Origin of the sequence: Ensifer sp. LC163, assembly GCF_001695855.1 — a bacterium.
GTDB lineage: Bacteria > Pseudomonadota > Alphaproteobacteria > Rhizobiales > Rhizobiaceae > Ensifer.
The window spans coordinates 24,432-45,419 of record NZ_MBSS01000004.1 but is presented as its reverse complement, the minus strand read 5'-3'; the positions used below and the strand labels follow the sequence as shown (position 1 = coordinate 45,419).

Below are 20,988 nucleotides of genomic sequence, written 5' to 3'. Positions count from 1 at the left end.
CGGATGAGGGGCGGGAACGTCCGATCAGAAAACTATCGGATCAGCCCGGCAGCCAACTGTCGGGCTTTTTCGTCGGCGGCGAAAACATCGTCCATGGTAACGGCCGCCGGCAGGTCCGACAGCTTGTCCATCACCTGCTCGACGATTTCGGCCATGGCCAGGAACCCGGTCCGACCGGCGATGAAGGCTTCCAGCGCCGTCTCCTTGGCGCCATTCAGCACGGCCCCCTGCGCGCCGCCCTGTTCCATGGCGCGGCGCGCCAGTCGGAGCGCCGGAAACCGCACTTCATCGGGCGCTTCGAAATCGAGGCGCGACAGCTTGGCGAAGTCTAGCCGTTCGATCGGCAGATCGCAGCGGCTGGGATAGGAGAGCGCATAACCGATGGCGGTGCGCATATCGGGGCAGCCGAGCTGTGCCAGCACCGAACCATCGGTATAGCCGACCATCGAGTGGATCACCGACTGCGGATGCACGATCACCTCGATCTGCTCCGGCCTGAGGCCAAACAGGTGCTTGGCCTCGATCATCTCCAGCGCCTTGTTGAACATCGAGGCACTGTCGATCGAGATCTTCAGCCCCATCGACCAGTTCGGATGAGCGCGGGCGACGTCGGCGGTCACGTGGCGCATCTCTTCCAGCGTCTTGGTGCGGAAAGGACCGCCGGAGGCTGTCAGGATAATGCGCTCGACGGCATGGCGCTGATGTTCTTCCAGCACCTGGAAGATGGCGTTGTGTTCGCTATCGACCGGCAACAATCTGCCGCCACCCTTCTTCACCGCTTCGATGAACAGGCTGCCGGCGGAAACCAGGCATTCCTTGTTGGCAAGGGCGATGTCGGCACCGCGGCTTGCGGCGGCCAGCGTCGGGGCCAGCCCGGCATTGCCGACGATTGCCGCCATCACCCAGCCGGCGTCGCGCTCCGCCGCCTCGATCAGGCCGCTCTTGCCGGATGCAACGGCTACACCGGTGCCGGAAAGCGCTGCCTTCAGGCTGGCGTAGTGGTTGTCGTCGGCGGTGACGGCAAGCTCTGCGCCGTGGGTGATCGCTTGCTGTGCCAGCAGCGGAATGTTGCCGTTGCCGGTGAGTGCAACGATTTCGAAACTGTCGCGACCACCCAGCCGCTCGACGACATCGAGCGTGTTGGTGCCGATGGAGCCGGTAGCGCCCAGGATCGTCAGTCGGCGCTTCGCGTTTTCGCGGGATGCCATGCCAATTCCCATATTCTTGTTCGCTCTTCCAGTGGGGGCGCAAGCGCCCGGCCGGGCGTCGAACGCTCGTTCCGACGGATGGAAGGCGCGTTTAGGTTTTGCCGAAAACCGATGCCGATCTTCAGGATATGCGCTAGGCTCTACAGCCGAAATCGACGTGCAACAAGGGCGCGGTCTTCAATCCGACGTGTGATCGGGCTAAGAATCGGATCACGAGTCGAAGCGCGAAGGAGTTCCCGATGCTGAAAGTCGCCGCCGCCCTTTCCTGCGCCTGCGTGCTGATCGAAATGGCTTCGATGCAGACGGTCGCCGCCGAGAACGTGCCGCAGCAACTTGTCGGCACCTGGCTTGCCGAAGACATCGCCGGTCGCGGGGTCATCGACAACCTTCAGTCAACATTGGAGATCCGTGACGACGGGACCTATGGCGGCATGGCCGGCTGCAACCATTTCACCGGAACGTTCAGCCTTTCGGGCGCGAAGATCACCTTCGGGCCGGCGGCCTCGACGCGCAAGATGTGCGTGCCGGCGGTGATGGACCAGGAGCAGAAGTTCTTCGAGGCGCTGCGCACCGAGCTTTCCTGGGCAGTCGAAAGCTCCAAACTGATCCTCGCCAAGCCGACCGGTGCGCCGGCACTGACACTCGCGTCGATGACGGCGGGCGGATCAGGCAGTGTCGATGTCACGATCTCCATTCCGGATGCCGAGACGGTCGATCGCCAAGCGGTTCGCTATGATTGCGGCGGCAAGACGGTCGAAGCCGAATACATCAATGCCGGCCCGGTCTCCTTGGTGACCTTTACCATCGACGGCAACTTCATCGTCGCCTCCAACGTGATCTCCGGATCGGGCGCCAAATATGCCGGCGGCCAGTACATCTGGTGGACGAAGGGCAACGAGGCAACGCTCTACGACGCGACGAAGGGCGAGAATGATGCCGGGATCGCCTGCAAGGCGGCCGGCTGACACGCTCATCCCGACCTTCCAGGCAATGGACGCGGGCGAGGCAGTCGTACGCCACCGGAGATCGCTTTCATGGTCAAGGATGTTGCCAAAGTCGAGCGGCTGCATCCGGCGTGGCGGAAGCCCGACGAGTGCCGGCGCGATTTCAGCGCCGTCCTTTACACCTGCACGAAGTGTTCGGCCGAAATCTGGCGGTATTCCCGTGCGGCAACGACGTAATCGGGCGCCCGCATCGGGCTCTTGATCTCGTCGCTGGCGACATTGCGCCTGGTGTGACGCCGGGTCGGGTCGGCGATCGGCACGGCAGCCATGAGCTTGCGAGTATAAGGGTGCTGCGGGTTCTCGAAGATGTCGGCGCGCGGGCCGATCTCGACGATCTCTCCGAGATACATCACCGCGACGCGATGGCTGACGCGCTCGACGACGGCCATGTCGTGCGAGATGAAGAGATAGGCAAGGCCGAGGCTCGCCTGCAGGTCGAGCAGGAGATTGATGACCTGCGCCTTGATCGAGACGTCGAGCGCCGAGACCGACTCGTCGGCAACGATGACCTTCGGATCGAGCGCCAGCGCCCGGGCAATGCAGACGCGCTGGCGCTGTCCGCCGGAGAATTCGTGCGGATAGCGCGCGGCCATGTCGGCCTGCAGGCCGACGCGCTCGAGCAGGTCGGCGACCTTGTCTCGGGCCTGGCTCGCGGTGCCGAGCTTGTGCTCGAGATAGGGTTCGGCGATCGCGGCGCCCACGGTCATGCGCGGGTTGAGGCTGGCAAAGGGATCCTGGAAGATCATCTGCATGGTCCGGCGCATTTCGCGCAAGCGTTTGCGATCCATGGCAAGTACGTCCTGACCGTTGAGAACGACCGATCCGCTCTGCGGCTCGATCAGGCGCATGATGGCGCGACCGGTCGTCGATTTGCCGCAGCCGGATTCGCCGACGAGCGACAGCGTCTCGCCTGGCTGCAGGCTGAAGGACACGTTCTCGATGGCGTGCACGCGGCCCTGCAGTCTGCCGAGGAGGCCGGCATGAATGTCGAAGCGCTTGACGAGGTTCTTCACCTCAAGGATCGGGCGGGCCGCCGCGACCGTGCTTGTTCCCTCGGCCGGCGTATCCGGCAGGCCGGTGATGCTGTCGATAACAGGAAAGCGCAGCGGCTGCGGCCTGCCCTTCATAGAGCCGAGCATGGGCACGGCTGAGAGAAGCGCGCGGGTATAGGGATGTTTCGCGCGCAGGAAGATGTCGTCCGTCCGGCCGGTCTCCACCGCTTCGCCGCGGAACATCACCACCGTGCGGTCGGCAATCTCCGCAACCACGCCCATGTCATGGGTGACGAACAGGACGGAGGTTCCTTCCTCCTCCTGCAGCACCTTGATCAGGTCGAGGATCTGCCCCTGGATTGTGACATCGAGCGCGGTCGTCGGTTCGTCGGCGATCAGGAGCTTCGGACGGCTGGCAAGCGCCATGGCGATCATGACGCGCTGGCGCATGCCGCCGGAGAAGCGATGCGGGTATTCGTCGAAACGGGACGCCGCCGACGGGATCCTGACCTTGTCGAGCAGGCGAATGGTTTCCGCCTTCGCCTCCGCCTTGCTCATCGGCCGATGGCAAAGCAGCGCTTCGGAGATCTGGTCGCCGATGGTGAACAGCGGGTTCAGGCTGGTCATCGGCTCCTGGAAGATCATCGCCACGTCATTGCCGCGCACGCGTCGCATGTCGCTTTCCGGCAGGTCGAGGATGTTGCGGCCGCCGAGCATGACACGCCCCTCGGTCCGGCTCATGTCCTTCTGCAAGAGGCGCATGATCGACAGCGACGTGACGCTCTTGCCGGAGCCGGATTCGCCGACGATCGCCACCGTCTCTCCCGGCATGACCGAAAACGAGATGTCCCGCACCACCGGCTTCCAGGTGCCGTCGACCAGAAACGAGGTCGTCAGGTTCTCGACCGAAAGCACGGGGGCTCTCAATGGGTCAGTGGCAGCGTCGGTGCGGGTCATGTCTCACATTCCTTGTCGTTCTGCGCGGATGGTGGCGGATCGGTCTCAGTCGGGCCAGCGCAACAGGCTGGTGAAACGGCGGGCGTTGCGGTCCGCCAGCGGCGTGGCGATGATCTCGTTGGAGCCGCGCGCCGTCGTCAGTTCCTCGGAAAGGCGGTTCGCCACGATGGTTTCCTGGCCGGGGTGCAGATTGCAGGGGTCGAGGTAGAAGTAGTTATGCTCGACTTCGTGGTCGCGCACGATCACCGGCGGTTGACCTCGGGCCAATGCATCGGCGAGATCCCAGGCGGTGATGTGGGCTTCCTGCGGATCGATGGTGACGCGCAGGCGATCAAGCGGATTTCCGGTCGGATCGGCTTCGATCACCGGCTTGATGCCCGGGCGGCCATCAAGCGTGTCGCGCCAGAGATGGAGATAGCCGGTCTCGCGGTCGCGGATCCCCTGGTGGTCGCGCGTTTCCCAGGCGAGCAGCGCTGCCATCACGCCGAGCATGCTTTCCTTGCCGACCTTCATGCCGCGGCCGATGCCGAGGTTCTGCAGGAAGGCGTTGCGCACCAGCGTCTTCTCGCCGGCGACGATGCCCGAGGTCGGGCCGCCCAGGAACTTGTGACCGGAATAGAGGACGATATCCGCGCCCTGCTCAAGGAAGATCTTCAGGTCGTATTCGGAGGCCGCATCGACGATCACGGGCACGCCCTTGGCATGGCAGGCTTCGGCGAATTCCTTGAGACCGACAAGGCCGTATTGCACGACATGGTGGGAGACGACGTAGACAGCGGCCGCCGTGCGCTCGTTGATGGCACCTTCGAGGTGATAGCGATAGGCCGATGTCGCCTGGCCGACAAGGATCGGCTTGCCGCCGGCAATGCGGATTGCCTGATCGACCGGCGCGCCATAGCTGACGACATGGCCCATCTGGATGATGACTTCGTTCTTCAGCCCGGTCGCGTCGGGCAGGCGCTCGATCGCCGCGATGTTGTCGCCGGTCATTGTGCCGGCGACGGCAAGGCTGATGCCCGCGGAGCAGGAGGCGGTGACGAAGCCGGCCTCAGCGCCGGTCAGCCGGGCAATCACCGGGCTGATCTTGCGCTGCAGGTCGTTGATCTCGACGAATTGCGGCAGTATGCCTGTCATCGCGGCGATCGCTTCCGGGACCACGATCGATGCGCCGAGGCTGGTCATCGTGCCGGATACGTTGATAACTGGGCGAAGTCCGAGAGCTTCGCGGATGTCGCGGTCAGGCATGGTGGTCTCCATATGTTTTTCTGGCAGTCGAAATAGGTAAGCTATTCCGTTTTCGCGGAATATCTACCATAGTAATGAGATATGAACGGGCGGTTTCGGAGTGACGAGCCGGCCGTTGTCGCGGGTGAGGCGGGAAGCCGCCGCTGCCCGCCCATCTGTTGCGAATTTCGAATTGCGCGGGAGCAGACCCTTGGACAAGACGACAATTGCCGCCGAGCCAGGCGAGGACATGGAGCCGACCGCAAAAACCCGCCGCTCGCGCGTGAGCGGTATGGATCGGGCACTGCAGGTGCTCGACTTTCTCTACGAGACCGGCTCTCCGAGTGGCGTCTACGCCATCGCCAAGGCGGTGGGTGCACCGCTGTCGACGGCCTATGTCATCGTCGACGACATGGTGGAAAAGAACCTGCTCAGCCGCGACGCCGACGGCCAGGTCTGGCTCGGCGACCGGCTCTATCACTATGGTCTTGCCTATGCGCGCTCGCTCGATTTCCTCGGGGTCGCGACGCGGGAGATGCACGATCTCGGCCGCGAGGTTGCCGAAACCATCCAGCTCTGCGGCCGCGACGGCGACTATATGCAGGTGCTTGCCATGGCCGACGGTCCCGGGCATTTTCAGGTGACATCCAGGGTCGGCACCCGGGTGCCGCTCAACTGGACGGCGTCGGGACGATTGCTGGTCGGCCATCTGCCCTCCGACGAACGGCTGGAACTTTTCCGCCGTTGCGCCCGCACGTCGCCGACCGGACGGGCCGATATCGATCCGGCGGCACTGTCGAGCCAGGCCGAGACGGCGCTTGCCGCCAAGCTTTCGATCCAGGCTGGTGAATCCGACTATGCGGTCGCCTGCGTCGCCGCACCGATCCTCGACGACAAGGGGAGTTGCGTCGCGACCATCTCCATCGTTCTGCCCGAACAGAAGATCCTCGACGATCGCGACTTCTACGCCGATCACGTCAGGGTTTCCGCCGAGCGGATCGAGAAGATGATGGGCTGGCGCAGCCATTGATCCGAGCTCCCTTGGACCGTCACGCGTGAAGCGAGACGATCGCTTCGATCTCGACGGTGATGTTGCCGGGAAGCGACCCGAAACCGACGGCTGAACGGGCATGCTGTCCCGCGTCACCGAAGACGTCGATCATCAGGTCCGAGCAGCCGTTGATCACCTGCGGGTGATCGGCGAATTCCGGCACGGCGTTGACCATGCCGAGGATCTTGACGACGCGCTTGACGCGACCGAGATCGCCCAGCGCGTCGTGCATCACCGCAAGCAGATTGATGCCCGTCAGCCGGGCGTGCTCGTAGGCGCTTTCGATGTCGACGTCGGCGCCGACCTTGCCGGCATGCAGGTGGCCGTCGACTTCGCGCGGGCCCTGCCCGGAGAGGTAGAGGATGTTGCCCTCCTGGACGTGGGTGACGAAGTTGGCAATCGGCGGCGGCGCCGGCGGCAGGTCGATGCCGAGGGCGGCGAGCCTTTGGTAGGGCGAAGCCGGCGCATGGCCCTTTGTCTTGTGGTCCAAACTGTTCACGCGATATCCTGCCAGTTTATGTGGTCTGTGATGGTTCAGCGGTAGCTGTAGCCGTGGCTGTGGTCGGGGCATTCGACATGCTGCGGCTGGTATCGGTTTGCCGCCACGACGTTGGTGCCCATGACGGCGTAGCGCGGCTCGAATAGGCGATTGAGATGCGCTTCGGTTCCCAGCGAATCGAAGACGCGCAGATCGGAATCAACGAGATCGAAGAGGGTGAATTCGGCGCGAGCGCCGACGCTCAGAAGGTTGTCCATCGGCAGGCGAATGACCGAGGCCGGCGCATGGGTCACGGCCTCGACGACTTTTTCGAACGGCATGCCGACGCTGAGCAGCTTCGACATGGTGGTGCCGAGATCCCAGACCGACTGGTTCATGCTGCGCAGATGCACATCGGTGGAAATCGAGAAGGGCAGCAGGCCGCGGGCGATGGCGACTTCCGCGACGCGGAACGAGAAGGATGCGCCGCCATGGCCGATATCGAGGCGGATGCCTTCGCCGGCGCAGCGCTCGGCGAGTTCGAACAGATCCTCGTCCTCGATGATGCTCGAGCCGGCCTTGCCGTTGAAGCAATGGGTGACGATGTCGCCGGGGCCGAGGATTTCCAGCACCTCGTCATAGAGTGCCGGCGGTTCGCCGACATGCACCATCATCGGGATCTTCAGGATCTTGGCGATCTTCTTGCCGAGCCTGACCGGGGTCACGCCCCAGGAGCCGGTGATCACGTGGCTGGCGCGCACTTTCAGGCCGACGATATGCTCGCGGTTTTCCTGGTAGCAGGCGATGATGCGGTCGATATCGATCGAACGGATGTCGCTGAGTTCGCTGACGCGGTTGCAGGCGACGAGACCGATGGAGCCGAGATTGAGGAAGGCCTTGATGCGCTCGCGCGCCGGCTCGATGATGTATTCGCGAAAGCCGTGAAAATTGGCTTCGCCGGCCGAACCGGCATCGACGATCGTGGTGACGCCGCGCTCCATGCCGCAGAGCTGCGGCCTGACCGAGATATCGGTGCCGCCATGCCAGACATGGGCGTGAAGGTCGATCCAGCCGGGCGAGATCCAGGCGCCGTTGCCGTCGATGCGCGTGGCGCCTTCAGGTGCTGCCAGTTGGCTGCCAATGCCGGCGATGATGCCGTCGCCTCCGATGAGGATATCGACGGTTTCGGCCGGCGCCGCCATGCCGAAGGTGACGGGCTTCACGTTGCTGATCAGCACGGGGCTGGTGCTACGGTTTGCGGTGGGCATGGATTACAGGTCCTTTCTGAGGCGGGGGTCGAGCATGTCGCGCAAACCGTCGCCAACCATCTGCAGGGACAGGACCGAAAGCACGATGGCGATGCCGGGAAACAGCGTCACCCAATCGGCCTGTCCGATATATTGCCGACCCGAGGCGATCATCGTGCCCCAGGTCGGGATTTCCGGGCTGACGCCGACACCGAGGAAGGAAAGCCCGGCTTCGGCGAGCATGGCATGGGCAAACAGGAACGTGCCCTGCACCAGGAGCGGCGAGAGCAGGTTGCGCAGCACATGCCGCGTCATGATGTGCTGCGTCGAGATGCCGAGTGCCCGGGCCGCCTCGACATAGGGCAGTTCGCGGATTACCAGCGTCGAGGCGCGCACCACCCGCGCCAGCCGCGGCGCGTAGACGACGCTGAGCGCAACGATCACCGTCGTCAGCGACGGGCCGAGGGCAGCGACAAGCGCGATCGCCAGCAGGATATCGGGAAAGGCCATCATCGCGTCGATCAGGCGGGCAATCGGCGCGTCGAGCTTCGGGAAGAAGCCGGCGAGAAGCCCCATGACGACGCCGACGATCGTCGCGAGCGTGACGACGGCAGCGCCGACCAGCAGCGACAGCCGGCCGGCATAGATCGTGCGCGAAAACACGTCGCGACCGAATTCGTCGGTGCCGAAGAACCATCGCATGCTCGGTGGCGACAGACGGTTGACGATCGACAGCTTGCCCGGTGCGTAGGGCGCAATCAGCGGCGCAAAGACGGCCAAAAGCACGAAGACGAGGAGAATGAAGAGACCGAAGGCCACGGTCTTGCGCTTGAGCAGGCGGCGCAGGAACTTGGCTCGTTCGCTTTCGACAGGGGTTGATACGGTGACGGTCATCAGTAGCGAACCCTTGGATCAACGAGGAGGTAGAGCATGTCGATCGCGAAATTGATCAGCACGTACAGAGCGGCGATCACCAGAAGCGCGCCCTGGATCACCGGGTAGTCGCGCCTGAGCACGGCCGAGACGACGAGATTGCCGACGCCGGGAAGGCCGAAGACGGTTTCGGTGACGACGGCGCCGGAGATCAGGACGGCAGCGGTCAGGCCGATGATCGTCAGGATCGGGATAAGGGCGTTCTTCAGGGCGTGTTTCATCACCACGCGGCGCTCGCCCAGGCCCTTGGCGCGGGCGGTGCGGATGAAGTCGTCGCCGAGAACGTCGAGCATCGAGGCACGGGTAAAACGCAGGATCAGTGCCGAGGAGACGACCCCGAGCGCAATTGCCGGCAGCGTGAGATGGTACATGCGCTCGACAAAGGACGCGCCCGGGCCGCCGTAACCCGAAACCGGGAACCAGCCGAGGCGCACGGCGAGGATCTGGATGAGGATGAGGCCGAGCCAGAAGCTCGGAATGCTGGCGGCGAGCATTGCCAGCGTGGTGGCGGCCTGGTCGACGAAGGAGCCGCGCCGGTAGGCGGCGTAGATGCCGATCGGAAGCGCAATGGCGCTGGCGATCAGGATCGAAAACAGGGTGAGGAAGAAGGTCGGCTCGGCCCGTTCGGCAAGCGCCGAGGTGACTGGCTGGTTGAGGAAGATCGACTGGCCGAGATCGCCCTGCAGCAACTGCCCGATATAGTAGACATATTGCAGGCCGAGCGACTGATCGAGGCCAAGCTTGGTTCTCAAGTCGGCTATGTCTTGCTGGGTTGCTTCCGGCCCGAGCATGACGGCGGCGGGATCGCCGGGCGTCACGCGCACGATGACGAAGACAATGGTGACGACAAGCGCCATGACCACGATCATGCCGAACAGGCGCTGGAGGATATAGCGTATCATGAGTGCCTCGAACTTCTTCCGCACGGGCGCCGACAAAGCAGCGCCGGGCTATCCGGCGGGCAGCAATCCCTGAAGGGAAAGACCACCCGCCGAAGGCTTCAAGTGGGTGAAAGCTTACTTCTTGATCGAAGCGTTCCAGAAGTAGGGCCACGGCGCGGGAGAGACGCCGTCAAGCGTCTTGGTCTTGGCCGACAGGGCATTGAAATCGCCGATCTTGATGAACGGCACTTCCTCGTAGATCACCTTCTGAACATCGGCCCAGCGGGCGACGCGCTCGCCTGCATCCGATTCGGCGTTGAAGGCATCGACCGCCTTGGCGCGGGCCGGCGTATCCCAGTTCCCGGGCGCCTTCGTCGACATCATGCCGATCAGCGCCGGTTCGGGCAGGAACGGGCTGTGGGTGATGTAGATATCCCAGAGCGTCGGATCGGCGCGGCGCTGGGTGAGCGTCGCCCAATCCACCACCTGCATGTCGACGGTGAAGCCGGCAAGCTTGAGATATTCGGCGGCAACCTGGGCCATCTTGTAGTGGAACTCGTACTGGCGGCTGGTCAGGATGCGCAGCGGCTCGCCCTGGTAGCCAGCGGCCTTCAGCAGTTCGCCCGCCTTTTCCGGATCGGCGATATTGTAGCCGCCTTCGGTGCCGGCCTCGGTGCGCCAGACATATTGCGCGGGGTAGAGAGCAGCATCGAGGGCGTAGAAGTCGGTGCTGCCGAAGGCCGCCGCCATCATGTCTTCCATGCTGAGGGCTGCGCGGATCGCCTTGCGCAGCTCCAGGTTCTTGGTCATGCCGTTGCCGGAGTTGAGCACGAAGACAGGCCAGCCGAAGGGCTGCAGCATCACCGGCTCGGAGGCGCTCGAGCCCTTCACCCGATCGAAGGATTCGACCGGCAGCGAATCGACATAGTCGTACTGGCCCGAGACGGCGGCCTCGACGCGGGTGTTCGGGTCCGGCACCGGCACGAAGCGGATCTCGTCGGCATATTGGTGGCGGGCGCCGCCATAGCCATTGGCTTCACCTTCCGGCGACCTGTAGGCGTCGAAACGGGTCAGCTGGATGTACTGGTCGGCCTTGCGCTCCTTGAGCTGGTAGGGGCCGGTGCCGACAAAATCGACCATCGGCTCGGCCTGCCTTTCCGAAGGCAGCACGATCGCGGCGGAATTGTTGAAGGCGAGCAGCGAGACCAGCGGCGCATAGGGCGAGTTGAGCGAGATTTTCACTGTGGTCGGGTCGACGGCCTCGATGCCGGCAATCGTCGTTGCCGTCTGCTTGCCGCGCGACGCCGTCTTCGTCCAGCGCTCGAGCGAAGCGATGACATCGGTTGCATCCATGTCGGTGCCGTCATGGAACTTGACGCCGGAGCGCAGCTTGATCGTGTAGGTCTTGCCGTCGGCGCTGATCTCCGGGAGGGCGGCGGCCAGAAGCGGCGTCGGCTTCCAATCCTTGTCGAAGGTGTAGAGCGTCTCGAACATATGCTGCGAGACGATGCCGACCAGGTCTGCGGTCGACGCCATCGGATCGAGCGTCGGCGGCTCGCCAACCGTGGCGACGTTGATGACCCCACCCTTTTCCTGCGCGAAGGCGAATGACGAGGAGGCGATAAGCGCCGTTCCCAGAAGCAGTGCGATCCTTGCTGATTTCATCGTATGTTCCTCTCTTATTTTTATTTCATAGTTATGTACTAAGATACTTTATATTGGAATGATAAGGTCGAGCTTACGGAAATGTCAAGCCGCAGCAAAAAAGCAGCCGGTGCGGTGGCAGGCGTCTGGCAACCAACCGAGGCGATGGACGCAAGAGCGACGTCTCGAGGAGAGAATCGACGTGTGAGCTATGGAGAGGCGCGGCGATGAAGTGGAGCGCGGTGCTCGACGCCTGGGCACGGCGACATCGGTGGCGGAGCGCCGAAGAAAATTCCAACTTTTCAGATGTTTATGCGCGGCGCCCCGTCACCGTTGCAGGCGAACGGACGCACGCCCCGATCACCGGAAAGGCGAATGGCAGGCGCGGCGGGAGCCGCAAGATGACTGATTGGTATTGTCCCACGCCCGCCGGCCGGGCAGAGCGGTGTGCCTGTGCGTTGTCTTGCTGACGAGAAGAATGGTGATCCCGGCGCGATTCGAACGCGCGACCCCCAGATTAGGAATCTGGTGCTCTATCCTGCTGAGCTACGGGACCACTCGGATAGCACCCATACAAAAGCAAGGCGTCTTCGCCAAGTGTTTTTGCACGGTCCCTTCGCGAAATCGGGCGCGGCGCGCGGTGCCGGCGATGCTCGGGATGGCGGATCGCGCCGGCCCGATGACGTGCTCCCCCTCTACCGATGCGTGCCGAAATCGGGGGCTGGCGTTTCCGGTCTTTCGAATGCTAAGCAGGGATTGGCGCCGGCTTGAGGAGGTTGGCGCTCCCTCATGCGACCCTCACCCAGAGACCTGATCCAGACATGTTCATCGGAATTGATTGGGGCGGCACGAAAATGGAAGTCATCGCGCTCGATCGCGATGGCGAAACGCGCGCCCGCCACCGTGTCGCGACGCCGACCAGCGGCTATGACGACTGTATTCGGGCCGTTCTCGACCTCGTGGCCGCCGCCGAAAAGACGGCGGGCGAACAGGGCTCGATCGGCATCGGCATTCCCGGCAGTCCCAATCCGCGCACCGGCATCGTGCGCAACTCCAACGCCGTGCTGATCAACGGCAAGCCGCTCGGGCGGGATCTCGAGCTGGCGCTCGGCCGCAAGGTGCGTCTTGCCAACGACGCCAATTGCCTGGCGGTGTCGGAGGCGGTCGACGGCGCTGGCAAGGACGCGCAGACCGTGTTCGGCGTGATCGTCGGCACGGGGCATGGCGGCGGCCTTGCGATCGGCAAGAGGGTGCATGCCGGCTATCAGGGCGTCGCCGCCGAGATCGGCCATTATCCGCTGCCGTGGATGACGAAGGACGAATATCCCGGCCACAAATGCTGGTGCGGCAAACACGGCTGCCTCGACATGTATGCCTGCGGCACCGGGGTCGAGCTCGACTATCGCCTGACCACCGGCGTCGAAAAGCGTGGGCGCGATATCATCGAAGCAAAGCGGGCGGGCGATCCGGTGGCGTCAGGCGTCTATGACCGTTTCGTCGACCGGCTGGCGCGCAGCCTTGCGCTATTGACCAACATCGTCGACCCCGATGTCTTCGTGCTCGGCGGAGGCATGTCGAATGTTGACGAGATCTATGAGGACGTCCCACCGCTGGTGGTCAACTATCTCTTTGGCGACAGTTTCGAAACGCCGATCCGCAAGGCGGTGCACGGGGACAGCTCCGGCGTGCGCGGTGCGGCTTGGCTCTGGAAGGATTGAGCGGAGGCTTCATGAATATTGACAGTGATCTCAAGCGCATCGCCCACCAGGAGCACGAACTGCAGTTTGACAGTTTCGACCTGGAAGCCGCATGGCAGCTCGGCTCGACGCTGCGCCGCATGGCCGCCGAACGCAAGCTCGGCGTCGTCATCGACATCACGCTGTTTTCCATGCAGGTGTTCTATGCCGCGCTTGAAGGCGCGACGCCTGACAATCCGAACTGGGTGCGCCGCAAGCGCAACACCGTTTTTCGCCTGTTCAAGAGCAGCTATTCGACAGGCCTTGGGCTGTTGAAGCAGCAGACCAATCTGCAGGCGAAGCTCGGGCTTTCGGATGCTGACTATGCCGCCCATGGCGGCAGCTTCCCCATCGTCGTCAAGGGCACGGGTTGCATCGGTGCGGTGACCGTGTCCGGCCTGCCGCAGCGCGAGGACCACAACATGGTGGTCGAGGCGCTGGCCGAACTGCTCGGCAAGAACCATGATGAACTGAAGCTTGAGGGCTGAACCGTTGCCGCAGGATATTTTCTCGCAATCCGCCACCCTGTCGGCGTGGCTGGCTGAAAAGGCCCTGCCGCTTTGGCGCGAAAAGGGCGTCGATGCTGGCGGCGGCGGTTTCGTCGAGACCATCGACATGCAGGGCGAGCCGACGCGCGCCAACCGCCGGGCGCGGGTGCAGCCGCGCCAGGTCTATTGTTTCGCTGAGGCCGGCAGGCGCGGCTGGAGCGGCGACTGGCAGGGGGCCGCCGAGGGCGGACTTGGCTATTTCGATCGCGTCTATCTGCAGCCGACAGGTTTTTACGGCGCGCTTGCGGATGCCGATGGCAACCCCATCGATGCTTCCTTCGATCTCTACAATCAGGCTTTCGCGCTGCTGGCCTTCGCCTATCTGGCCGAGGTCTTCCCGGAGCGCAAGCCGGAGATGGTCGAGCGCAGCAACGGTTTGCGCCAGCGTCTCGAAGCCCATTGCAAGCATCCGCTCGTCGGCTTCGAGGAGGATGATCCGTCGCGGCTGCCGCTGTGCTCCAATCCGCACATGCACCTGTTCGAAGCATGCCTGGCCAGCGAAGAGGTCGAGGGCTTTGACCGTGTCGCCTGGTCCAACCTTGCCGACGAGATCGCTCATCTGGCGATGGATCACTTCATCGACGGCGATACCGGCGCGCTGCGGGAGTTTTTCGACCACGACTGGGCGCCGTTCCCCGGCGACAAGGGACACATCGTCGAGCCGGGCCATCTGTTCGAATGGGCCTGGCTGCTGTTGCGCTGGGCCGAGCGGCGCGGCAATGCCGAAGCCATTGTCAAGGCGCGGCGGCTCTTCGAGATCGGCGAAGCGCATGGGATCTGCCCGAACCGCAATGTCGCTGTCATGACGCTGCTTGATGATTTCTCGGTTGCCGATCCGATTGCGCGGCTGTGGCCGCAGACGGAATGGCTGAAGGCTTCCGTCCGGTTTGCAGCCCTCACAGACGGTGCCGAGCGCGAGCGCTATCTCGCCTCGGCCGCGCGTGCTGCGGCCGCGCTTGGATTGTTCCTGGAGACGCCCGTTGCCGGGTTGTGGCGCGACAAGCAGAAGGCCGATGGCTCGTTCGTCGATGAACCGGCGCCGGCCAGCAGCTTCTATCACATCCTTTGTGCGATCTATGAAACACGGGATTGCCTCGCGCGCCTCTACAGCGCCGCGCGTCAAATATGACGCGCGGCGCTGTAATGCTTTAAATTTGCTGCATAATTTCATCCTTAAATCGGATCCGATTTAAGGAATTATGCAGTAAGTTTTTCCGCTTGAAGCATCAAATGGCTCGTCGCAGTCGCGACGGGCCATTTTCTTTGGCTTGCATGTCAGCCGAAAAGTGGAATCGCTTTTCGGCCAAGCCTGTGCGCAGACTGAAACGGCGCAAACATCGGCTCTTGAGCCAGCGTCCATGCGGCAAAATAAGTCCGCTGATATGTTGACATAAAGATATCTTTATGTGACTGACTTGACAATTGTTTGTCGTTTTCAGAACGGGAGATTTCCCATGTCCGCCATCGACGCCCTTTTCGGCGACCTTTCCTCCAAGCCGGATGGCTCCGAAGTCATGCGGGCGCTGAAGCAGGCGGCCAGCGAGCGCATCCTGATCATGGACGGCGCAATGGGCACGGAAATCCAGCAACTGGGTTTCGTCGAGCAGCATTTCCGCGGAGATCGGTTCGGCGGCTGCGCCTGTCATCAACAGGGCAACAACGACCTTCTGACGCTGACCCAGCCGAAGGCGATCGAGGACATCCACTATTCCTACGCCATCGCCGGCGCCGATATCCTCGAAACCAACACGTTCTCCTCGACCCGCATCGCCCAGGCCGATTACGGCATGGAGGACATGGTCTATGACCTCAACCGCGATGGCGCCCGCCTGGCGCGCCGCGCCGCCAAGCGCGCCGAAGCGCATGACAGTCGCAGGCGCTTCGTCGCTGGTGCGCTCGGCCCGACGAACCGGACCGCGTCGATTTCGCCCGATGTCAACAATCCGGGTTATCGGGCGGTGACCTTCGACGATCTTAGGATCGCCTATGCCGAGCAGATCCGCGGGCTGATCGACGGCGGCGCCGACATCATCCTGATCGAAACCATCTTCGACACGCTCAACGCCAAGGCGGCGATCTTCGCCACCAAGGAAGTGTTCGCGGAAAAGGGCATCGAGCTGCCGGTGATGATTTCCGGGACGATCACCGATCTTTCCGGCCGCACGCTGTCCGGCCAGACGCCGACGGCGTTCTGGCATTCCGTGCGCCATGCCGACCCCTTCACCATCGGGCTCAACTGCGCGCTCGGCGCCAATGCCATGCGCTCGCACATCGACGAACTCTCTGGCGTTGCCGATACCTTCGTCTGCGCCTATCCGAACGCCGGCCTGCCAAACGAATTCGGGCAGTATGACGAGACGCCGGAGCAGATGGCAGCCCAGGTCGAAGCCTTTGCCCGCGACGGCCTCGTCAACATCGTGGGCGGCTGTTGCGGCTCGACGCCCGCCCATATCAGCGCGATTGCCAAGGCGGTTGCCAAGCATCCGCCGCGCCGGATCCCCGACGTCGCGCCGCTGATGCGGCTTTCCGGGCTCGAGCCCTTCACGCTGACGTCGGACATTCCCTTCGTCAATGTCGGCGAGCGCACCAACGTCACCGGTTCGGCCAAGTTCCGCAAGCTGATCACCGCCGGCGACTATTCGGCAGCGCTCGATGTCGCCCGCGACCAGGTCGCCAACGGCGCGCAGATCATCGACATCAACATGGACGAGGGCCTGATCGATTCGAAGCAGGCGATGGTCGAGTTTCTCAACCTCGTCGCCTCCGAACCGGACATCGCCCGCGTCCCCGTCATGATCGACTCGTCCAAGTGGGACGTGATCGAGGCCGGCCTGAAATGCGTCCAAGGCAAGCCGTTGGTCAACTCGATCTCGATGAAGGAGGGCGAAGAGGCGTTTCTTCATCACGCCAGGCTTTGCCGCGCCTATGGCGCTGCCGTCGTCATCATGGCCTTCGACGAGGTCGGTCAGGCCGATACCAAGGTGCGCAAGGTCGAGATCTGCAGCCGCGCCTACACATTGCTGACGCAAGAGGCCGGGTTCCCGCCCGAAGACATCATCTTCGACCCGAACATCTTCGCGGTCGCGACCGGGATCGAGGAGCACAACAACTACGGCGTCGATTTCATCGAAGCGACGCGCGAAATCATCGCGACGCTGCCGCATGTGCACATCTCCGGCGGCGTCTCCAACCTTTCGTTCTCCTTCCGCGGCAACGAGCCGGTGCGCGAGGCGATGCACGCGGTGTTCCTCTACCACGCCATCCAGGCGGGCATGGACATGGGCATCGTCAATGCCGGCCAACTCGCCGTCTATGATACGATCGATGCCGAGCTGCGCGAGGCCTGCGAGGATGTGGTGCTGAACCGCCGTGCTGATTCGACCGAGCGCATGCTGGAGATCGCCGAGCGCTATCGCGGCCAGGGCGGGGCGCAAGGCAAGGAGAAGGACCTTTCCTGGCGCGAATGGCCGGTGGAAAAGCGGCTCGAACACGCGCTGGTCAACGGCATCACCGAATATATCGAAGCCGATACCGATGAGGCACGGCTGGCGTCCGCCCGGCCGCTGCACGTGATCGAGGGCCCGCTGATGGCCGGCATGAATGTCGTCGGCGACCTTTTCGGCTCGGGCAAGATGTTCCTGCCGCAGGTGGTAAAGTCGGCGCGCGTGATGAAGCAGGCGGTTGCGGTGCTCTTGCCGCACATGGAAGCCGAGCGGCTGGCCGCCGGCGGTGAAGGCGAGCGCCAGAGCGCCGGCACGATCCTGATGGCAACGGTCAAGGGCGATGTGCACGACATCGGCAAGAACATCGTCGGCGTCGTGCTTGCCTGCAACAATTACGAGATCATCGATCTCGGCGTCATGGTGCCGTCTGCCAAGATCCTTGAGGTGGCGAGAGAGCAGAAGGTCGATATCATCGGTCTTTCCGGCCTGATCACGCCGTCGCTCGACGAGATGGTGCATGTCGCCTCCGAACTCGAGCGCGAAGGTTTTGACATCCCGCTGTTGATCGGCGGCGCGACGACGAGCCGGGTGCATACGGCGGTCAAGATCAATCCGCGCTACGACCGCGGCCAGACGGTCTATGTCACCGATGCGAGTCGTGCGGTCGGCGTCGTCTCCAGCCTGCTGTCGCCGGAAGCCAAGACATCCTATGTCGAGACGATCCGTGCGGAATACCGCAAGGTCGCCGACGCCCATGCCCGCAACGAGGCGGAAAAGCGCCGTCTGCCGCTGTCGCAGGCGCGGGCCAATGCCCACAAGATCGACTGGAACGCCCACCAGGCGAAGGCTCCCTCGTTCCTCGGCACGCGGGTTTTCCAGGGCTGGGAACTGGAGGAGCTGGCGCGCTACATCGACTGGACGCCGTTCTTCCAGACCTGGGAGCTGAAGGGCGTCTATCCCAAGATCCTCGACGACGAGAAGCAGGGGCAGGCCGCGCGCCAGCTGTTTGACGATGCGCAGGCCATGCTTGCCAAGATCATCGACGAGAAGTGGTTCGCGCCGAAGGCGGTCGTCGGCTTCTGGCCGGCGGGAACCGTCGGTGACGACATCCGACTGTTTGCCGATGAGGCGCGCGGCCAGGAGCTTGCCACCTTCTACACGCTGCGCCAGCAGCTGAGCAAGCGCGACGGCCGGGCGAACGTGGCGCTGTCCGATTTCGTGGCACCTGTCGACAGCGGCAGCCGAGACTATCTCGGCGGCTTCGTCGTCACCGCCGGCATCGAGGAAGTGGCGATCGCCGAGCGCTTCGAGCGCGCCAACGACGACTATTCGTCGATCATGGTCAAGGCGCTGGCCGACCGTTTTGCCGAGGCCTTTGCCGAGCGCATGCACGAATATGTGCGCAAGGAGCTCTGGGGCTACGCCGCCGACGAGGCGTTCTCGCCGCAGGATCTGGTCGGTGAACCCTATGCCGGCATCCGTCCGGCACCGGGCTATCCGGCGCAGCCCGACCACACAGAAAAGGAAACGCTGTTCCGGCTGCTCGACGCTGAAAAGACGATCGGCGTGACCCTGACCGAGAGCTACGCCATGTGGCCGGGCTCGTCCGTCTCCGGCCTCTATATCGGTCATCCCGAAGCCTATTATTTCGGTGTTGCCAAGGTCGAACGGGATCAGGTCGAGGACTATGCCGCGCGCAAGCGCATGCCGGTTCGAGAGGTCGAGCGCTGGCTGTCGCCGATCCTCAACTACGTGCCGATGCCCGAAGCAGAGGCTGCCGAGTAATCTCGGGCATCCAACAATAGCGCTGGCGGGCAATCATGCCCGTCAGTGTCGCTCTTGAAGCGGCGTGCGTCCCAAGGCCGGCCACGGGGCGAAATCGTCTTTCCCACTTGCCTGAAGCCAAGATGAAACGGCGTTGAGCGGTTGTTGATGCCGGCGATTGCCATTCTTGACCACACTATGCTTCGCTGAACTGGCCTATTGCTCTGCATTCGTGGTTTACGGCCGGTGGCGCCAATATATTTCTTAAGGCGTGCAAAAATAATAGGATGGAAATTCCGGAAGGATTCCAATTGAAATGAATGTGATTCAACGTTGTCTTTCGACGACGCAGTTGCATTTCGGGTCGTTTTCCAAATGAAACATTGAAAATCCCGAAAAAAGAATTATATGGGTGCCATCGAATATTGCTTGCGACCTTTGTCAAAGCGCTGAAAAGCGTTGTCAGATTTCCTCTCAACATCGACACGGCTCGGCGAATACCCGTCGAGCGAAATCAACGATTGAAAGGAGATCGTTATGAATTCAGGCACTGTAAAGTGGTTCAATGGCACCAAGGGTTTTGGCTTCATCCAGCCGGATGACGGCACGACCGACGTGTTCGTTCATGTTTCCGCTGTAGAGCGTGCAGGCATGGGCTCGCTGGCGGAAGGCCAGAAGGTCACCTACGACATCGTCCGCGACCGCAAGACCGGCAAGAACTCCGCCGACAATCTCCGGGCGGAATGAATCGTCATCTGCCTCCCCCGACCACGGATGTACTGGCTGGGGACGTTTGATTGACGGGAAGAGGTCGGGTGAAGCCCGGCCTTTTTGCGTCCGGACCCTGCACATTCCGGGGAAAGAAACTATGATGACCCGCAGAGTTTGTGCCGTTGGCGACACGGTGACCGTAAGGGCCGATTTCACCAAGCTGGCACCCGCCATGAGGACGTGCCGGATCATCGGTGTCCTGCCCGCCGACCACGGCGAAACACAATATCGCGTCCGTTTCGACGGCGAGAACTTCGAACGTCGCATCGTTGCAAGCGACGTCGAGACCACAGAGGCGGCCTCTCCCATCGAAGAGGGACCGTCGCGCAGCATTGCCAAGGGTGAACCCTGGCTGAAACCGTCGCGCATCCGGATCGGAAGATAGCTACGCCAATTTCGGTCCGCCGATGTGCGGCCACCAACCAAAGGGAAGGATACATCTTGCAGGTACTCGTCAGAGACAACAACGTCGACCAGGCACTCCGCATCCTGAAGAAGAAGATGCAGCGGGAGGGATTGTTCCGCGAATTCAAGGCGCGCAGCGCCTATGAAAAGCCGTCGGAAAAGCGCGTTCGCGAAAAGGCGGAAGCCGTTCGTCGCCAGCGCAAGCTCGCACGCAAGAAGCTTCAGCGCGAAGGCCTGCTGCCGGCGCCGAAGAAGGCCGTCCGCACCCGCTAAATCTGAGGCACCGATGCCGATTTCGGCATCGGTCCACGCCCGAGCGAGGAGGTACGCATGACGTCGACGAAGAAAGATCTTTTCAAGCCCGAGCGGCTGTCGGCAAGCGACAAGGCCGCCGCGACCGATCATACGGCCCGCGGTATCGTCGCGGCCGAAAAGCTGGCGCGTGAGAAGAAGACCGAGAAGCTTAGGGCACAGCGGCTTTTGCAAGAGGCTGATGCCGAACCGGTTTCCCCGGCGCCGAAGCGCCAGCCGGCACGCAAGCGCACAGGCGCCTGACCGCATTCATTGCTCGATCCAGGTGCTGCCACGGTCTGCCAGTCAGGCAGGCGCAGATCTAACCTCACTGATAATTCGTTTGCCTGCCGCGCTTCCCACGCGACGCGCGACCAGTGATTGCTTCGGTTCCGGGTTCCGAAGGCCGCC

The 20,988-nt window shown here is 63.0% G+C and carries 18 protein-coding genes and 1 tRNA gene; 10 read left to right on the top strand and 9 right to left on the bottom strand.

The annotated features are described in order from the left end of the window. Nucleotides 1–32: 32 nt before the first annotated feature. The gene (gene dxr / locus BC360_RS04460; RefSeq protein ID WP_065794437.1) at nt 33–1,208 is read right to left on the bottom strand and encodes a 1-deoxy-D-xylulose-5-phosphate reductoisomerase; all 1,176 of its coding nucleotides are present in this window, start codon (nt 1,206–1,208) and stop codon (nt 33–35) included. Between the two features lie 239 nt (nt 1,209–1,447). On the opposite strand from dxr, the gene BC360_RS04455 reads away from it, so the two are divergent. Then, nucleotides 1,448–2,173, top strand: a complete 726-nt coding sequence (locus BC360_RS04455; protein ID WP_065780796.1) for an META domain-containing protein — start codon at nt 1,448–1,450, stop codon at nt 2,171–2,173. A gap of 155 nt (nt 2,174–2,328) precedes the next feature. Here BC360_RS04455 and BC360_RS04450 read toward each other — a convergent pair whose 3' ends face one another. Together BC360_RS04450 and BC360_RS04445 are read right to left on the bottom strand one after the other, a co-directional pair. Beyond that, nucleotides 2,329–4,161 carry an ABC transporter ATP-binding protein gene (locus BC360_RS04450; protein WP_065794436.1) on the bottom strand — a complete coding sequence of 611 codons (1,833 nt, stop codon included), beginning with the start codon at nt 4,159–4,161 and terminating at the stop codon, nt 2,329–2,331. A gap of 45 nt (nt 4,162–4,206) precedes the next feature. Beyond that, a complete protein-coding gene (locus BC360_RS04445; protein WP_065794498.1) occupies nt 4,207–5,406 on the bottom strand; it encodes an aminotransferase class V-fold PLP-dependent enzyme in 1,200 nt (399 codons plus the stop codon). Nucleotides 5,407–5,635: 229 nt separating this feature from the next. Here BC360_RS04445 and BC360_RS04440 point away from each other — a divergent pair, with 229 nt between their 5' ends. Further along, nucleotides 5,636–6,415: an IclR family transcriptional regulator gene (locus BC360_RS04440; protein WP_065794497.1), complete on the top strand. Its 780-nt coding sequence runs from the start codon at nt 5,636–5,638 to the stop codon at nt 6,413–6,415. Nucleotides 6,416–6,434: 19 nt separating this feature from the next. Here the strand turns inward: BC360_RS04440 and BC360_RS04435 are convergent, their stop codons facing one another. From BC360_RS04435 to BC360_RS04410, 6 genes are all read right to left on the bottom strand, one after another. Further along, a complete protein-coding gene (locus BC360_RS04435; protein ID WP_065794435.1) occupies nt 6,435–6,926 on the bottom strand; it encodes a RidA family protein in 492 nt (163 codons plus the stop codon). A gap of 44 nt (nt 6,927–6,970) precedes the next feature. Further along, entirely contained in the window at nt 6,971–8,182 is a 1,212-nt protein-coding gene (locus BC360_RS04430; RefSeq protein WP_065794434.1) for an amidohydrolase/deacetylase family metallohydrolase, read from the bottom strand. 3 nt (nt 8,183–8,185) lie between these two features. After that, complete coding sequence (locus tag BC360_RS04425; RefSeq protein ID WP_065794433.1) at nt 8,186–9,055, bottom strand: ABC transporter permease; 870 nt, start codon at nt 9,053–9,055, stop codon at nt 8,186–8,188. Then, the gene (locus BC360_RS04420) at nt 9,055–9,996 is read right to left on the bottom strand and encodes an ABC transporter permease (protein ID WP_065780801.1); all 942 of its coding nucleotides are present in this window, start codon (nt 9,994–9,996) and stop codon (nt 9,055–9,057) included. The genes BC360_RS04425 and BC360_RS04420 overlap by 1 nt, the downstream gene beginning before the upstream one ends. Nucleotides 9,997–10,110: 114 nt before the next feature. Continuing rightward, complete coding sequence (locus BC360_RS04415) at nt 10,111–11,640, bottom strand: ABC transporter substrate-binding protein (protein ID WP_065794432.1); 1,530 nt, start codon at nt 11,638–11,640, stop codon at nt 10,111–10,113. A gap of 458 nt (nt 11,641–12,098) precedes the next feature. Next, nucleotides 12,099–12,175: transfer RNA gene (locus tag BC360_RS04410), tRNA-Arg, on the bottom strand. A 265-nt stretch (nt 12,176–12,440) separates the two neighbouring features. On the opposite strand from BC360_RS04410, the gene BC360_RS04405 reads away from it, so the two are divergent. The 8 genes from BC360_RS04405 to BC360_RS04370 all read left to right on the top strand — a co-directional run bounded on the left by BC360_RS04405 (nt 12,441) and on the right by BC360_RS04370 (nt 20,841). Continuing rightward, entirely contained in the window at nt 12,441–13,337 is an 897-nt protein-coding gene (locus BC360_RS04405; RefSeq protein WP_065794431.1) for an ROK family protein, read from the top strand. Nucleotides 13,338–13,348: 11 nt separating this feature from the next. Next, entirely contained in the window at nt 13,349–13,843 is a 495-nt protein-coding gene (locus tag BC360_RS04400) for a heme-degrading domain-containing protein (protein ID WP_065785587.1), read from the top strand. Nucleotides 13,844–13,847: 4 nt separating this feature from the next. Further along, nucleotides 13,848–15,032 (top strand): mannose-6-phosphate isomerase Pmi, encoded by a 1,185-nt coding sequence (pmi, locus tag BC360_RS04395; protein ID WP_065794430.1) that lies wholly within the window; start codon nt 13,848–13,850, stop codon nt 15,030–15,032. 325 nt (nt 15,033–15,357) lie between these two features. Further along, a complete protein-coding gene (gene metH, locus BC360_RS04390) occupies nt 15,358–19,131 on the top strand; it encodes a methionine synthase (protein WP_065794429.1) in 3,774 nt (1,257 codons plus the stop codon). Nucleotides 19,132–19,647: 516 nt separating this feature from the next. Continuing rightward, a complete protein-coding gene (locus tag BC360_RS04385; protein WP_025424998.1) occupies nt 19,648–19,857 on the top strand; it encodes a cold-shock protein in 210 nt (69 codons plus the stop codon). A 124-nt stretch (nt 19,858–19,981) separates the two neighbouring features. After that, nucleotides 19,982–20,266, top strand: coding sequence for a cold-shock protein (locus BC360_RS04380; RefSeq protein ID WP_065794496.1), 285 nt, complete (start codon nt 19,982–19,984; stop codon nt 20,264–20,266). A gap of 56 nt (nt 20,267–20,322) precedes the next feature. Continuing rightward, the gene (gene rpsU / locus BC360_RS04375; RefSeq protein ID WP_025424996.1) at nt 20,323–20,559 is read left to right on the top strand and encodes a 30S ribosomal protein S21; all 237 of its coding nucleotides are present in this window, start codon (nt 20,323–20,325) and stop codon (nt 20,557–20,559) included. Between the two features lie 57 nt (nt 20,560–20,616). Beyond that, entirely contained in the window at nt 20,617–20,841 is a 225-nt protein-coding gene (locus tag BC360_RS04370) for a hypothetical protein (RefSeq protein ID WP_065785584.1), read from the top strand. The last annotated feature ends 147 nt before the right edge of the window (nt 20,842–20,988 follow it).